Below are 15753 nucleotides of genomic sequence, written 5' to 3'. Positions count from 1 at the left end.
TCACCGGTCGGACAAGGTTGGCGGTTCTCGCGCTCACCCTACCCGGCTGACCATGCGCTCACCCGGCGGCCGATTGACACCGAAGATTCTGTGCGTACGGTAATTTCGCGGCGGCCTTTCGCGCCGCGAACGACCCCCAACGCCGCAGTGGCGACGTTCGATGGAGATCAAGTGCCTGCACAGCTGACCACCCGCGCCCAGGTGAACGGGTACCGATTCCTGCTACGCAGGCTCGACCACGCACTGGTCCGCCGGGACGTGCGCATGCTGCACGACCCGATGCGCTCACAGGTCCGTTCGCTGATGGTCGGCGCGGTGCTCGGGCTGCTCGGGGTGGCCGGTGCGGCGATCCTCGGTTTCCTGCGCCCGCAGGGTGCCGTCGGTGACGCGCAGATCGTGATGGGCAAGGACAGCAGCGCCCTGTACGTGGTGGTGGGCGAGGAGGGCGGCGCGCAACGGTTGCACCCGGTACTCAACCTCGCCTCGGCCCGGCTGATCTCGGGCAGCAGCGAGACGCCCACTTCGGTGAAGGACGCCAAACTCGCGTCGATGCCGCGTGGTCCGCTGCTCGGTATCCCCGGTGCGCCCGCCGCGCTGCCGGGGTCGGCAGGTGGTGATCGCTCGGACTGGGCGGTGTGTGAGACGGTGCAGCTGTCGAGTTCGGGCAGTGCGGTGGCGGCCACCGGGGTGACCACCGCGGTGCTCGGCACCCGCCCCCACCTCGACGCGCGGATTCGTCCGGCCGCCGATGACGCCGCGATCCTGGCGCGTCGCGGTGACAAGACCTACCTGATCTACGACGGCAAACGCGCCGAGGTCGACACCACGAACGCGGCGCTGACGCGAGTGCTCGGTCTCGAGGGCAAGCGCCCGCGTCCCGCCGGTCCCGCGCTGCTCGACGCACCGTCCCCGGTGCCGCCGCTCGCGGTGCCCGCCGTCGCGCAGGCAGGCACTCCGGGGCCGGGCAAGCTGTCCGATGTGCCGGTCGGCGGCGTGATCTCGATCGCCTCGGACCGGCCGCAACTGTATGTGGTGCTCGCCGACGGCGTGCAAGCCATCAGCGATTTCACGGCTCAGGTGCTGCGCACCGCCGATTCGCACGGGATGAGCGAGATCAAGGTGGTGCCGCCGGACGCGCTGACGGGGCTGACGATGCTGCATCAGCTGCCCGTCGACCACTTCCCGGTGACGACGCCGACCCTGCTCGCCGCCGAGGACGCACCGGTGACCTGCCTGGCCTGGTCCAAGGCGTCCGCGAAGGCCACCGGCGGCGAGGTTGTCGACGGGCCCGCCGAGCGCGCGGACACGGTTCTGCTCAGCGGCACACGTCTGCCGTTGGCCGACAGCGCGGTGCCGGTGGCCTTGGCTACCGGCGACGGGACGGGTGATCGGGTCGACAGTGCCTACATCGCGCCGACCTCGGGTGAATTCGTGCAGGTGACCGGCATCGAACCGGGCAGTCCGCGGCGCGGCAGCCTGTTCTACGTGGCCGACATCGGCATTCGCTACGGCGTCCCGGACCTAGAGACCGCCGAGGTGCTCGGTCTGGGCAATCGACCCAAGCTGGCGCCGTGGTCGGTCGTCGGCCAACTGATCGCGGGCCCGACCCTGGCCAAACGTGACGCCCTGATGAGCCGAGACACCCTCGTCACCACCAACTGACGACTCAGGCCACGCCCAGGGTTGCCAAGACGGATTCCAGAGCTGACTGCATGTCAGCCGCCTCGATCCGCATCAGCACCGCTTCGTCCACCTCGGCCAGATCCAGCGAATCGTCATTGGCCAGCCGGAACTCGCGTTCTTCCTCCGCCGCCTCGATCAGATTGCGGATGAATCGACCGTTGCCCGCCAGATCGATCCCACGGCGCTGCTGCCCGCTCTGATCGACCGCCTCCGAGTTGTACAGCCCCTCACACGCGGTGACCAGCAACGCCAGCGCCTCGTCCGACAGCACCGAATCGCGCTTGGTCGCGATCACCTCGCCGATCCGGCCCAGCTCCTGCGGTGTGTAGGAAGGGAATTGGAGTCGCTTGGCGAACCGCGAGGCCAAGCCGTCGTTGGCGGCGAGCAGCCGATCGATCTCGCCGTCGTAGCCTGCGATGATCACCACCAGGCGGTCGCGGTCGTTCTCCATCCGAGCCAGCAGCGTGTCGACGGCTTCGCGACCGAACGCGTCACCACCGGACAGGCCGGTCTGGATGAGCGTGTAGGCCTCGTCGATGAACAGCACGCCGTCCATGGCGGTGTCGATCAGCTTGTCGGTCTTGATCGCGGTGCTGCCCAGGTGCTGGCCGACCATGTCCATGCGCTTGGCTTCGATCACCTTGTCGGTCTTGAGGACACCGACCCCGCAGTAGAACTTGGCGACCACCCTGGCGATGGTGGTCTTGCCGGTGCCGGGTGGCCCGGTGAAGGCGAGGTGATTGCCGCGCGGCACGCTGGCCATGCCCTTGCCCGCCCGGATCTTGGCCAGCTGCGCGGTGGCCGCCAGCTTCGCGACCTGTGTTTTCACCGAGGCGAGGCCGATCTGCCCGTCCAGCTCGGCGCGGGCCTCGGCGAGGATGTCCTTGGCGCGGTCCTCGTGTTCGGCCTCGCGCAGTTGGGCCATTGTCGGCGCCGACGCGGGATCCCAGCGGTCGGTGCGTGACTCGATGGACTCGCGTGAGGTGACGGTGATCCGGTAGGTCTTGTCGCGCATGGCCGCGGTGTTGGCGGCCAGGTCGGGCGACTGCGAATACACCTGCTCGAACAGCTGCTGGGCCTGCTCCTCGTGCCCGGTTTCGCGCAGGCACAGCCCGCGACAGAACATCGCGGCGGTGCGCGCGGCCGGAATCGGGCCCTGCTCAGCGGCTTCCATGCGCCGGATCGCCTCACCGAACAGTCCGAGCTGGGCACACGCCGAGCCGACCATCACGTGTGCGCCGGCGGCCAGGTAGGGATCGTCCCACTCGGCCGACCCGGCCAGCACGGTCATCACGTCGGGCCAGCGCTGGGTGTTGTAGTGCAGGACGCCGCGGATGTAGGCACTGATCCGCTGGTTCACCGCGTAGTCGGGTGCGTCGGGGGTGGTCGCGAGGTGGGCGGCGAGTTCGTCGAGAATCTGCTCGGCCCGGTCGTAGTCGCGATCGGCGATCAGCCGTGCCGCGTAGGCCAGACACACCTCGGTGTAGCCCGCCAGCGGGTAGTCGATGTAGAGACCGGAAAGGAACCGCCCGGCCATGGCCCGCGGCGCCAGCCCGAGCCTGCGCTGCTCGCGCAGCAGGGTGCTGCCCGCGGTGCGGTGCAGGTTGTGCAGCACCTCGGTGGTGACCTCGCCCGCCGCGGCCCGGCCCAGCCAGGCGTCGGCCATTTCCGGGTCCCATTCGGTGGCCCGGGTGAACGCCAGCTTGGCGTACTCGAGATCCTTCGCGGATTCCTGACCATCGATGGGCAAGCCAAGGGACAGAACCCCGGCATCGAAGGCGCGCTGTGCTTGGCGATTGGCGCTCATTGCTGGCGAAACCCCGGCTCTTCCTCGGAACGGATACTTTTGTTCATCTTGCGGACACGTGAAAGATATGTACTCCCAAGGATATTCGACCTCCGAGCCCATCGCGTGGTCTGCGCTTGTCCGTTAGATTATGTTTCGCTGCCGGTAGGTCGCAACGTCGGAAAGAAGTGGGGTTGTACCGCAATTGTCCGAGTCGTTGAGCAGCGCCGCGCGCACTGCCGAAGTCGATTTGTGCCGAGTGTCGGTGATCGGCGGGAACACCCAGCTGGATGTGGGTCTGCCCGCGAATGTGCCGATTGCCACGTTTATTTCGGAATTGGTGAGTTTGATCGAATCGCGCGATCCCGCGCAGGCCGAGGGCGAGGACGGTCCGGCGGTGCTCGACGCCCGCCACTGGACCCTGGCCCGGCTCGGCCGCGACGCCATCGCGCCCAGCCGCACCCTCACCGAAGCCGAGGTGTTCGACGGAGAGTTGCTCGTGCTGCGCTCCACCGGCGCCAAGGAGGCGCCCGCGCTGTTCGATGACGTGATCGATGCCGTGTCCCGGCTCACCGCCCAGGATTTCAGTGGCTGGTCGCCCACCACGGCCCGGCGCACCGGCCTGCTGGCCGCGCTGGCCGCGACCGTGCTCGCGCTGCTGCTGTTCGCCGCGGGCCGCGCCGACGGGTACAGCCTGGCCGCGCCGTTGCTCACCCTCGGCACCGCCCTCGGCGCCTCGGTGGCCGCCGCGATCGCCGCGCGCCGCTACGGCGACGAACTCACCGGAACCTGGTTGGTCGGCGCGGCGCTGGTGCTGTTCTTCGGTTCCGCGGTGCTGCTGGTACCCGGCGAGATCGGCAGTCCGCATCTGCTGCTCGGCTTTTCGGTGCTGCTGGTCGCGGCAGTGCTGTTGTCTCGCGCTACGACGGTCGCGGCGACGGTGTGCACGGCGGCGATCACGATCTCGATCTTCGGCGGGCTCGCGGCCGCGGTGCAGCTGATCTCCGAACCCGAGCTGGTGCAGACCGCGGCGGGGGTGTTGGTCGCGGGAATCTGCGGGCTCTCGGCGGCGCCGCGTCTTGCCGCGGTGGCCGGGCGGCTGCCGGTGCCGCCGGTCCCCACCGCGGGCGGGGCGATCGACCCCGCCGATCACGAACCGCGCCCGACCATCGAGGGCATCGGCGCGATCGGCGCGACGGCCCTGCCCTCGGCGGCCGGACTCGGTGTCCGGGCCAGGGCGGCCAACAGCTACCAGACCGGCATCCTGTTCGGCTGCACCGCCGCCACGGTGGTCGGTGCGCTCGGGACCGCGTCCTCGCTCAGCCGCCCCGGCATCGCGCTGGCGATCATCGCGGCCATCGTGCTCGCGCTGCGCGGACGGTCCTTCGCCGACCTCGCCCAGGCCGCCACGATGATCGGCGGCGGCATCGTGATCGTGCTCGGCCTGCTGACCGGTGGGGCGCTGCACAACGGTGACAACACCCTGGCCAGCGCGACCCTGCTGCTGGTCTTCGCCGCGGCCGCCATCGCGTTCGGTGTGATCGGCCCGCACATCGAGATCACTCCTGTCACACGACGATTCGGGGAGATCTTCGAGTACCTGCTGATCTGCTCGATCATTCCGCTGGTGCTGTGGGTGATGGACGTGTTCTCGATGGCCCGCAACCTATGATCCGGCGTTCGGCCCGCCGCACTGCCGGAATTCTCGGCAGCGCGGCGATTCTCGGCGCGGCCACCTTCGGCGCACCGGGACCGGCCGCGGCGCTGGCACCGCCCGTGATCGACATGGGGGCGCTGGGCGCGGCACAGGGGTTGAGCGGCCGGGCCGCTCCGCTCGAACCCACCGAGCAGCGGGTGCTGTGCTCGGAACCGCAGCTCAGCGGCCCGCAGTCCGAACCGCCGATCGCCCAGCGGGTGCTCGACCTGCCCTCGGCGTGGCAGTTCAGCCGGGGCGCTGGTCAGAAGGTCGCGGTGATCGACACCGGGGTGAACCACCATCCCCGGCTGCCCGCGCTGCAGCCCGGCGGCGACTACGTCTCCGACTCCGACGGCACCGTCGACTGTGATGGACACGGGACCTTCGTCGCGGGCATCATCGCCGCCAAGCCGAGTCCCGACGACGGATTCGCCGGTGTCGCACCGGAAGCCGAGATCCTCAGCATTCGCCAGCTCAGCCTCGCCTACGAGCCCAAGGATCGGCGCGCCGCACAAGGTGCCTCCGGGGAGATGGCCGAATCCGGTTACGGCAGCGTGCTCACCCTGGCCGCCGCGGTGGTTCGTGCCGTCGACCTCGGCGCGACGGTGATCAATGTTTCCGAAGTCGCGTGCAGCACAGCGGGTTCCGACTCCGCCGATGCCAGTCTCGGCGCCGCGGTGAAATACGCCTTCGAGCGCAATGTCGTCGTGGTCGCGGCCGCGGGAAACCTGTCCAGCCAGGGCGCCTGCCAGCAGCAGAACGAGCGCAGTGGCTGGAATGCGGTGAGTACGGTGGCGACGCCCGCCTGGTTCGCGCCCTACGTGCTGTCGGTGGCCTCGGTCGATCCCGACGGTGCGCCCTCGGCGTTGTCGTTGGCCGGACCGTGGGTCGGTGCCGCCGCCATCGGCCGCTCGATCGTCTCGCTCGACAGCAAGCCCGGCGGTACCGGGCTGGTCGACCGGGTGCAGACCTCGGACGGCCCGATGCCGATCGAGGGAACCAGTTTCGCGGCCCCGTATGTCGCCGGCTTGGCGGCACTGGTCCGCGCCCGCTTTCCCGAGCTGAGTGCCGCCCAGGTGATGGATCGGATCGTGCGCACCGCGCAGCGGCCCGGCACCGGACGCGATGACCGGATCGGCGCCGGCCTGATCAACCCGGTGGCCGCACTGACCGCCGAACTCGCCGCGGTCGGACCCGGCGGTGACGCCGTGGCCCGGCCGCTGCCCGCCTCGGTGCGCGCGCCGGGACCCGACCCGCTGCCGCGCCGGATCGCCGTGATCGGTTCGATCACCTGCCTTGCCCTGCTGGGAATCGGTGCCGCCATCGCGATTCCGTTCCGCCGCACCCGCAACGACGACCTACCCGATCTCGATTCGGACAACGAGCTGTAGAGGACACATGGTCACCGAAGGTTTTGTGCGTCGCCCCCGCATCGCCCCGCCGCGGGCGCCCGGTGGGGAGGTCGCGCTCAACCCGCCGCCGGAGATCCAGCGGCCACTGCCGGCCCCGCTGTTGATGAAGCTGATGCCGTTGGTGATGGTCGTCGCGGTGGTCGGCATGATCGCGATGATGGCGATGATGGGTCGCAGCATGCTGGCGAACCCGATGATGATGATGTTTCCGCTGATGATGCTGATGTCGATGGTCGGCATGATGGTCGGCATGCGCGGGCAGGGGCCCAAGAGCGCCGCGGAGATCAACGAGGAACGCAAGGACTACTTCCGCTACCTCGACCAGCTCCGTAAAGACGTGCGCCGCACCGGCACCAAACAACTGGAGAGCCTGGTCTGGAGCCACCCCGACCCGATCGACCTCAGTTCGATCGTGGGAACCCGGCGGATGTGGGAACGCCGCCCGGCCGACCCCGACTTCGGGCACGTGCGTGTGGGCATCGGCAGTCATCGCCTCGCCACCAAGCTCGCCAGGCCCGAAACCGGCCCGCTGGAGGACCTGGAACCCGTCTCGACGGTCGCGTTGCGCCGGTTCGTGCGCACCCACTCGGTCGTGCACCGACTGCCCACCGCGGTCTCGCTGCGGTCGTTCCCGGCGATCAACATCGGTGGCGAGGCCGACGAGGCGCGCATGCTGGTGCGCGCGATGCTGTTGGAGTTCACCACCTTCCACGGTCCCGATCACGTGGCCGTGGCGATCGTGTGCGCCGACCCCGACGGTCCGGCGTGGGCATGGGCGAAATGGCTTCCCCAACTGCAACATCCGGTCCAGCGTGACGGAATGGGCAGTGCGCGAATGATGTACGGCTCGCTGGGCGAGCTGGAGACCGCGCTGGCCGACGAGCTGCTCGAACGCGGCCGCTTCATGCGCAACCCACAACCGACTGCGGGCAGGTTGCACCTGGTGGTCGTGATCGACGACGGCTACGTGAACGGATCGGAGCGGCTGATCAGTGAATCCGGCCTCGACTCGGTCACCGTGCTCGACCTCACCGCCCCCGAAGGCGGGCTGGCCGCTCGGCGCGGTCTGCAACTGGTGGTGGCCGACGGCGAGGTGAGCGCACGCAGCGCCGCGGGCAACGAGAAGTTCGCCGCCGCTGATCAATTCAGCCTCGCCGAGTCCGAGGCGATCGCCCGCAAGATCGCCCGCTATCGCATCGCCACCGCCGCGCAGATCGTCAGCCTCGGCGACGAGACCAGGTCCGATCCGGGTCTGATGTCGCTGCTGCGCATCCCCGACGCGGCCCAGATCGAACCGTCGCGGGTCTGGCGTCCCCGCTCGGCCCGGGAACGGCTGCGGGTGCCGATCGGTGTCACACCCGACGGCACACCGGTGGAGATCGACATCAAGGAGTCCGCCGAGAACGGCATGGGCCCGCACGGTCTGTGCATCGGCGCCACCGGCTCCGGCAAGTCGGAATTCCTTCGCACATTGGTACTTTCGCTTGTCGTCACCCACTCGCCCGATGCGCTGAACCTGGTGCTGGTCGACTTCAAGGGCGGCGCGACCTTCCTCGGATTGGATACCCTGCCGCACGTCGCGGCGGTGATCACCAACCTCGAGGAAGAACTCTCGATGGTCGACCGCATGAAAGACGCCCTAGCGGGCGAGATGAACCGCCGCCAGGAACTTCTGCGCTCCGCGGGAAACTACGCCAATGTCACCGACTACGAGAAGGCAAGGGCGGCAGGCGTTCCCCTCGACCCGCTACCCGCACTGTTCGTGGTGGTCGACGAATTCTCCGAATTGCTCTCGCAGAAACCGGATTTCGCCGACCTGTTCGTGATGATCGGCAGGCTCGGCCGTTCGCTGCACGTGCACCTGCTGCTCGCCTCGCAGCGGCTCGAGGAGAACAAGTTGCGCGGCCTCGACTCGCACCTGTCCTACCGGATCGGTCTTCGCACCTTCTCCGCGAACGAGTCACGCGCGGTGCTCGGCATCACCGACGCCTACCACCTGCCCGGTGTTCCGGGCTCGGGTTACCTCAAAAGCGATGCCGACGATCCGTTGCGGTTCAACGCCTCCTACGTTTCCGGCGCCTACGTGGCCCCCGTCGGCAGCAGGCAGGTCAGTGAAGACGGTCTCGACGGCTCGACCCCGACGATCTTCACCGCCGCCCCCGTCGCATTGCCCGAACTGCCAGACCCGGTGCTCGCACCGGGACCAGGACTGCCGGACCTGCCGCCACCGCCGTCCGCGCAGGAGGAGGGCATCCCCGACACCCTGCTGGAAGTCGTCGTCAACCGGCTCACCGGGCACGGCAGGCCCGCCCACGAGGTGTGGTTGCCGCCGCTGGACGAGTCACCGACGGTCGACATGTTGCTGCCCGACCCCGACTGGCGCTCACCGATCAACCGGCACGGGCAGCTGTGGATGCCGATCGGCATCATCGACAAGCCCTACGAACAGCGTCGCGACGTGCTCACCGTGCACCTGGCGGGCGCGGCGGGCAATATCGCGGTGGTCGGCGGCCCGCAGTCGGGCAAGTCCACGACTCTGCGCACGATCGTGCTGGCCGCCGCCGCCACCCACACCCCCGAGCAAGTGCAGTTCTACTGCCTCGACTTCGGTGGCGGCAGCCTGTCGGGTCTGTCGGGTATTCCGCACGTCGGCTCGGTGGCGGGCAGGCTCGACAGCGACCGGGTGCGGCGCACCGTCGCGGAGCTGACCTCGCTGATGCGCCAGCGCGAGGAACGTTTCGCCGAACTCGGCATCGAGTCCATGGTCGAATTCCGCAGGCGCAAGTCGGCCCTGCTCGAGGCCAGTCTGATCAACGGCACGCCCGCCGACCCGAGCACCGATCCACTGGCCGCCGATCAGTTCGGTGACGTCTTCGTGGTGATCGACGGCTGGGCGGCGATGCGCGAGGAGTTCGACAACCTCGAGGGCGCGATCAATCAGATTGCCCAGCAAGGTCTTTCCTACGGCATCCACCTCATCATGGCTGCCTCGCGCTGGGCGGAGATCCGGCCGGTGATCAAGGACCAGATCGGCACCCGGCTCGAGTTGCGCCTCGGTGATCCGTCGGACTCCGAAATGGGCCGCAAGACCGCGGCGCTGGTGCCGATGGGCAGGCCAGGTCGTGGTCTCACCCCCGGGGAACTGCACATGCTCGTCGCGCTGCCCCGACTGGACTCGGTCTCGGCAGCGGCCACGATCGCCGACGGCGCGCTGGCCGCTCGCACCCAGCTCGAACAGCTGTGGGGTGAGCGCAAGGCGCCGACCGTGCGCATGCTGCCCGCCCGGATCAGCCGCGAGGACGTACTCGCCATCGCCGCCGAGCACGGCGTGCGACAGGGCCCGACCAAGGTCGTGGTCGGGCTGGCGGAGAACGAACTAGACCCGTGGGTGCTGGATTTCGGCGTGGAGCCGCACTTCATGGCGTTCGCCGATGTCGAGTCGGGCAAGACGACCCTGCTGCGCAATATCGTCATGGGTATCACCGAGAACTCCACCGCCGAGCAGGCCAAGGTCATCATGATCGACTACCGGCGCACGATGCTCGGGGTCATCGACGGTGCTCAGCTCGCGGGATACTCGACCTCGGCCCAGACCTGCGGTGGGATGCTCAAGGAGGTCGCGGGCTTCCTGGCCAAGCGCATCCCCGGCTCGGACATCACCCCGCAGCAGTTGCGCGAACGCAGCTGGTGGAGTGGCCCGGAGATCTACGTCGTGGTCGACGACTACGACATGGTCGCCTCGGCCAGCAATCCGCTGCTGCCGCTGGTCGAATTCCTGCCGCAGGCACGCGATATCGGCTTCCATCTCATCGTCACCCGACGGGTCGGCGGCGCCTCGCGCGCACTGTACGACCCGGTGGTGGGCGGCATGAAGAACATGTCGGTGGACGCGCTCATCATGAGCGGGCCCCGCGATGAGGGCAAGCTGATCGGTGACGTACGACCGTCGAAACTGCCGCCGGGTCGCGGCGTGCTGGTCTCGCGTGCGCGCGGCCAGGAGATGGTGCACATCGCCGAACTTCCGCCGCTGTAGTCGCGGAGTTCAGTCCCGGACCGATGCCGCGGAGAACCGGCGCGGCATCGGTCTCCAGGCTGCGGTCTGCCGTTCGAACAGCGCCTTCGACGGCCCCGACGCCACCGGGCCCGCGACCCGAGCCAGCGTGAATCCCGCACGCCGGTAATAGTTGTGGAGCCCGGCATTGGTCGTCCACGCGTCGAGGCGAACCCACGGCCGATGCTCGCGGTCGGCCAGTCGCGCCGCATGTGCTAGCAGGTGATCACCGACCTGCCTGCCCGCGAACCGCAGATCCACGATCATGAAATGGACGATCACCGACTCGGCCAGCTCCCACGCCGACCACAACCCCGGATCCGCGCGATGGTTGACCGTGATCGTCCCCGCGGACTCACCGTCCAACTCCGCGATCCACGTCTCACCGCGATCCAGCGCCCGCCCGACCGCGCCCGCGAAGATCTCGATCGGTCGTCCGCGTCCGGCCACCGTCCACTGGTCCGACCCACGGGCCGTCAGCCACGACGTGCGCTGCACGCGCAGGCGGCAGATCAGCGGCAGGTCGCCCAGGGCAGCCGGGCGCATGCGCACCGTCATGGCAGGGCGACGGCCGACCCGGGGGCGATGCCCAGTGTGCGGGCGATGACGTCGGTGCCGGTGGTGTCGCCGAGTTGGTAGGCCAGCTGGTTGCGGCCCGCCAGGGAGCGGTGGCGGGTGGCGCGGGTGACGCGTTCGTGGTTGGCGCCGATGCGCAGGTGGTCGAGCAGGACGGTGCCGGTGGCGACGCCGAGGACGGCGGCTTCCTCGGCGGTGGCGGCGCGGGCGAGCACGGTGTCGCGGTGGGCGGTTTCGCCGTAGCCGCGGTCGGCCAGGCGGCGGGTGGTGCCCTCGGGGATGTCGCGTGGTGAGTCGATGCCCGCGGCTTCGGCCAGGTCGCGGGGGTAGAAGCTCACCTCCCACGACCACGGTTCGTTGTCGAGGTACTGCACGACCGTGCGGGCAAGCACCCAGGAATCGGTGGCGACCCCGAGCCAGCGCGCGACTTCGGCGCTCGCGGGCTCCATCCTGGTGCTGAACTGCTTGGACGGTTCCCGGTTGGCCGAACGCGCGATCTCCTCGAAGATGTCGTGCGCCGACTTGGGCCGATCGCGCCGGATGTGGTCGGTGACCACCGACTCCAGCACTTCCTGGTTGCGCACGATGGTGCCGCGGGAAGTGGCTGTGTAGACAAGATTTTCGGCGACCAGCACCTGAATCGCGTTGCGCGAGGTGGTGATCGAGACCTGCATCTGATCGGCGAGCTCGGAGTGGCTGGGTAGCCGGTCGCCCGGTTTCCATGTGCCCGCGCGGATCTCCTCACGGAGAAGGTTCGCGATCCGGAGATAGGTCGGACCGTCCGCCATCTTGCTCCTCGGTAAGTCGTGCAGGTAACGAAGTGTACTCGTATCGGTTACCTACGGCCGAGTAATGCTTGACAGAGAGCTTGCGAGGTTTATTGTAATGAACGTCCTGATCCGGTGCTCTGCGGCGATGACGGCGAGGCAACGTGGCTGGTTCGGAGAGTTCAACAGTTGTAATGGCTTTCCCCGACACCATGCGGAGTGTCGATACCGCCGGGCCCCCGGCCGCTACCGGTCTGTTACCCCTCTCCGACATTCTCGTCCGGGCGTGTCGCGGGCATCGGGTGGTCGGTGGACCGCTGCTGTGGTTCGCGCGCGACCTGGCCGTGCTGCACGAGAAACGTGTCGTCGGGCGCGGGGGACGGGTCGATACCGACCCGGAGGCCCTGCGCGAAATCGACTGTCGCCGTAGCGAACTGGTGCTTGCGATCGACGACTGGGTGCTGCGCGGAATACCGCAGCACCGTCTCGGGTCGACCCTGCACACCGAGACCGTCGGCGCGGTCATCGACCGCATGGCGGAGGCCTCCGTGCGCGCGCACCACGCGCTGATGACGATGGCCGCCCACGACGAAATGCTGCACAGTGCCTGGCATCACCTGGCCGAACTGGCCGACGCCTACGACGATCTGGTGCGCGAGGTGCTGGCCGGACGTCGGCGATTGCCGGAGTGGTGACCTACTCTTCGACGTGGCGCGGGCGGCAGTGACCTGGTCCAGTTCGGAAACCGCGCCCGCGTTGTTCGCCGCGGGCGCGGTTTTCGTGTGTCAGCCGAGGCGGTGGTGCTGTACGCCGAACTCGTCGGCCACGGTAGCGGCCAGTTCGACGTAGGCGCGCTTGGTGCTCTTGTGCAGGCGGTGCAGGTCGATTTCGGCGCCCTCGGAGAGGTGTTCGTCGAAGGGGATGATGTGGACGGCGCGGCAGCGGGAGAGGAAGTACTCGCGTAGCTGCTGGATGCCGACGTTGGGGGAGCCCTCGCGGGGGAGGTTGATGACGACCACCGCGTTGCGGACCAGGTGGTCGTGGCCGTGCAGGGACAACCAGTCGAGGGTGGCGGCGGCGCTGCGGGCGCCGTCGATCGCGGCGGAGGAGATCAGGACAAGGGAGTGGGCGAGGTCGAGGACGCCGCTCATCGCCGAGTGCATCAGGCCGGTGCCGCAGTCGGTGAGGATGATGTTGTAGAACCGCTGCAGGATGCGGGCGACGGCGCGGTATTCCTCGTCGTTGAACGCCTCCGACGCGGCCGGATCACGTTCGCTGGCAAGGACTTCCAGGCGGCTCGAGCCCTGGGAGGTGTGCCTGCGGACATCGGAATAGCGCTGGATCGACGGGTCGAGGAGCAGGTCGCGCACGGTCGAGCGGGTCTGGATGGCGACGCGCTGCGACAGGGTGCCGAAGTCTGGGTTGGCATCGACGGCGATGACTCGGTCGCCGCGGATCGAGGCGAAGATCGAGCCGAGGCCGGTGGTGGTGGTCGTCTTGCCGACGCCGCCCTTCAGTGACAGCACCGCGATGCGGTAGTCGCCGCGCACGGGCTGACGGATACGGGCCACGAGTTCCTGCAGACGCAGCTCCTCGGCGGACATGCCGGGGTTGATCGCGCCACCGGACACGTGGTGCACGGCCTTGCGCCAACCGCTGCCCGGCGCCTTCTTGGCGCGCTTGACCGGCACATTGTCGAGCGAGGGCTGGTAGCCCTGTGGCTGTGCGCCCCAACCGGGTTGGCCGTGGGCCGGTTGGCCCTGGTTGCCCGGCTGCTGGTGCTGTGGGGCGGCGGTGGGCTGCTGGTACTGCTGCGCGAAGGTGCCGTTCGGCTGGTGCTGGGGCGCGGGGGTGCCGTCGGGCAGGTACTGCTGGCCGGGGCCGGTGGGCTGCAGGTGCTGAGGCGCGGACATGCCATCAGGCCGGTACTGAGGAGCAGGTGTGCCATCGGGCAGGAACTGTTGCGCGGGGGTGCCGTCGGGCAGGTACTGCTGGCCCGGTCCGTTGGGCTGTTGCTGCGCGGGAGCTCGGTCGGGCTGGTACGGCAGTGACGGGCCGTTCGGCAGGAATTGTTGCTGTGCACCCTGATTCGGCTGCGCGAACTGCGAAGCCTGGGTGCCGTCGGGCAGGTTCTGCTGTGCGGGTGGGCCGTCGGGCAGCTGGTGCTGCGTGGGTGCGGCATCGGGTCGACTCGGAGCGGCACCGTCGGGCCGTACGGCGACACCATCGGGCCCATAGGTCGGCAGGCCGTCGGGCTGCTGGTGCTGCGCCGGGGTGCCGTCGGGACGCGGATATGGCGAAACGGCGTCGGCCGCCTGCACGAATTCGCCTGAGCGATAACCGGTTTGGGCAGGGCGTGCCTGCTCCGGTGTGTTCGGGCCTGCCTGCTCCTCGCCCGGCGTGCTCGGCAGCCGCAGGTCGTCGGCCCGGAACACCTCGGTCCGCCCATCCGGCGCATACACCGGCGCGGGATCGCCCGGCACCGGGTTGTATTGCGTTGCGGGGTGATTCGACGCCTGCTGGCTCTCGCCCGACGCGTACGGCGATCGCTGCTCTGCGGCTTGCCGCGGAGCGACGGATTCGCCAGAGCTGTACGGCGATCCGTGCGGTGCCACGGATTCGCCTGTGGCGTGCGGGGATCGGTCGCCCGAATGCCCGATGCCGGAGAACGCTTCAGTAGCCGAGTGGTCCGTCGGCGACTGCGCTGTATGCAGTCGCTCGGGTTCACCGGTGGCAGGCCGCCGACCCGATTGCGCAGCGCGCGAGGGCACTTCGGGCGCCGCGTGATCCGAAGCGGCATCCCGCGGCAGGGATTCGTCTGCGGCGTGCGCGGCTCGACGACCTGTCCGAGCTGTATCAAGGGTCGCGGAGTCCACGGGCGCCGATTGCGGCTCGGGTGTGACAGCAGGGGGCCGGGACCGGACTGGCTGCGACTCGGGTGTGACAGCGGATGTCGGCGATGACGTCAATCGCGAATCGGGTGCGTCGGCAGTCGTCGGTGACGCCGCCGAGTGTGACTCGGGTGCGGCAGCCAACGTCGGTGACGGCACTGGTCGCGAATTGGGTGTGACAGCAGACGTCGGCAAGGGCGCCGCGTGCGGTTCGGATGTTTCCGCGGGTGTTGGTGAGGGCGCGCTGTCGGCGAACGGGTCCCAGGCGGCCTGCGGTTCGGCAGTGGGCGTTGGGTTTTCGGCGGTGGGCGCGTGGGCGCCCTGGCCCGGCGACGACTGCGATGCCGTGTCGGTGGGCTGCTCGACCTCGCGGGGAGGGACCGCCGACTGCGGTGGGACGGTCAGACGTGGTGGGGCCTGGGTCGGGCGGGCAGGCGGGTCCGGCAGGGGAGGAGGCGGGGGGAGGTCGGGACGTTCCTGGGTCGGGCCCAGCGGGGTGAAGCCGTTCGACGGGGGTGCCGGGGTGCGCGTCGGGAGCGAGCTCTCGGCGTGATTCGGCGACGCGACGGTCGGTGCGGGCCCCGCGTGGGCGGACGGCCCGGCCTGAGCGGGCGACGTGCCGGTCGGCGACGGTGCGGCCGATTCTGCACCGGTACGGCCGCTGGTAGCGAGCGGCCCATTCGCAGGAGGCGTTCCGGTCGCGGGAGTCGATCCCGTTGCAGGAGATGTTCCGGTCGCGGGAGTCGAGCCGGTCGCGGGAGCCGATCGGGTTGCAGGAGATGTTCCGGTTGCGGGAGTCGATCGGGTTGCAGGAGGCGTTTCGGTCGCGGGGGCCGAGCCGGTTGCACGAGGCGCCCCGGTTACGGGAGCAGGGCCGGTTGAGTGAGCCGG

9 protein-coding genes are annotated in these 15753 nt (G+C 69.2%); 5 read left to right on the top strand and 4 right to left on the bottom strand.

Annotated features, from left to right (window positions below; genetic code table 11):
- Positions 1–171 precede the first annotated feature (171 nt).
- Positions 172–1662 (top strand): type VII secretion protein EccB, encoded by a 1491-nt coding sequence (gene eccB / locus ACFW6D_RS10860; protein WP_379326985.1) that lies wholly within the window; start codon positions 172–174, stop codon positions 1660–1662.
- A 4-nt stretch (positions 1663–1666) separates the two neighbouring features.
- Here eccB and eccA read toward each other — a convergent pair whose 3' ends face one another.
- Positions 1667–3490, bottom strand: a complete 1824-nt coding sequence (eccA, locus tag ACFW6D_RS10855) for a type VII secretion AAA-ATPase EccA (RefSeq protein ID WP_379326983.1) — start codon at positions 3488–3490, stop codon at positions 1667–1669.
- A gap of 196 nt (positions 3491–3686) precedes the next feature.
- On the opposite strand from eccA, the gene eccD reads away from it, so the two are divergent.
- The 3 genes from eccD to eccCa are packed head-to-tail and all read left to right on the top strand — an operon-like array spanning position 3687 to position 10610.
- Positions 3687–5141: a type VII secretion integral membrane protein EccD gene (gene eccD, locus ACFW6D_RS10850; protein WP_379326981.1), complete on the top strand. Its 1455-nt coding sequence runs from the start codon at positions 3687–3689 to the stop codon at positions 5139–5141.
- Positions 5138–6556, top strand: a complete 1419-nt coding sequence (gene mycP / locus ACFW6D_RS10845) for a type VII secretion-associated serine protease mycosin (RefSeq protein ID WP_379326979.1) — start codon at positions 5138–5140, stop codon at positions 6554–6556. Before eccD ends, mycP begins: the two co-directional genes overlap by 4 nt.
- A gap of 7 nt (positions 6557–6563) precedes the next feature.
- Positions 6564–10610 (top strand): type VII secretion protein EccCa, encoded by a 4047-nt coding sequence (gene eccCa / locus ACFW6D_RS10840; RefSeq protein ID WP_379326977.1) that lies wholly within the window; start codon positions 6564–6566, stop codon positions 10608–10610.
- Between the two features lie 9 nt (positions 10611–10619).
- On the opposite strand, the gene ACFW6D_RS10835 is transcribed toward eccCa, so the two are convergent.
- Complete coding sequence (locus tag ACFW6D_RS10835; protein WP_379326975.1) at positions 10620–11174, bottom strand: GNAT family N-acetyltransferase; 555 nt, start codon at positions 11172–11174, stop codon at positions 10620–10622.
- A gap of 8 nt (positions 11175–11182) precedes the next feature.
- Positions 11183–11992, bottom strand: a complete 810-nt coding sequence (locus ACFW6D_RS10830) for a GntR family transcriptional regulator (protein ID WP_379326973.1) — start codon at positions 11990–11992, stop codon at positions 11183–11185.
- Positions 11993–12165: 173 nt separating this feature from the next.
- Between ACFW6D_RS10830 and ACFW6D_RS10825 the strand changes: the two genes are divergently transcribed.
- Entirely contained in the window at positions 12166–12666 is a 501-nt protein-coding gene (locus ACFW6D_RS10825; RefSeq protein WP_379326971.1) for a DUF4254 domain-containing protein, read from the top strand.
- A 90-nt stretch (positions 12667–12756) separates the two neighbouring features.
- Here ACFW6D_RS10825 and ACFW6D_RS10820 read toward each other — a convergent pair whose 3' ends face one another.
- Positions 12757–14586, bottom strand: coding sequence for an AAA family ATPase (locus ACFW6D_RS10820; RefSeq protein ID WP_379326969.1), 1830 nt, complete (start codon positions 14584–14586; stop codon positions 12757–12759).
- Positions 14587–15753 lie beyond the last annotated feature (1167 nt).

Source organism: Nocardia sp. NPDC058705 (assembly GCF_042749305.1).
Taxonomy (GTDB): domain Bacteria; phylum Actinomycetota; class Actinomycetes; order Mycobacteriales; family Mycobacteriaceae; genus Nocardia.
The sequence above is the reverse complement of the archived record's forward strand: the minus strand, read 5'-3'. Positions and strand labels throughout refer to the sequence as shown.

Excerpts from the sequence above, each read along its gene's own strand:
- ACFW6D_RS10825 (WP_379326971.1), top strand. The coding sequence starts at position 12,166 with ATGGCTTTCCCCGACACCATGCGGAGTGTCGATACCGCCGGGCCCCCG.
- eccA (WP_379326983.1), bottom strand. The coding sequence starts at position 3,490 with ATGAGCGCCAATCGCCAAGCACAGCGCGCCTTCGATGCCGGGGTTCTG.
- eccCa (WP_379326977.1), top strand. The coding sequence starts at position 6,564 with ATGGTCACCGAAGGTTTTGTGCGTCGCCCCCGCATCGCCCCGCCGCGG.
- ACFW6D_RS10835 (WP_379326975.1), bottom strand. The coding sequence starts at position 11,174 with ATGCGCCCGGCTGCCCTGGGCGACCTGCCGCTGATCTGCCGCCTGCGC.
- ACFW6D_RS10830 (WP_379326973.1), bottom strand. The coding sequence starts at position 11,992 with ATGGCGGACGGTCCGACCTATCTCCGGATCGCGAACCTTCTCCGTGAG.
- mycP (WP_379326979.1), top strand. The coding sequence starts at position 5,138 with ATGATCCGGCGTTCGGCCCGCCGCACTGCCGGAATTCTCGGCAGCGCG.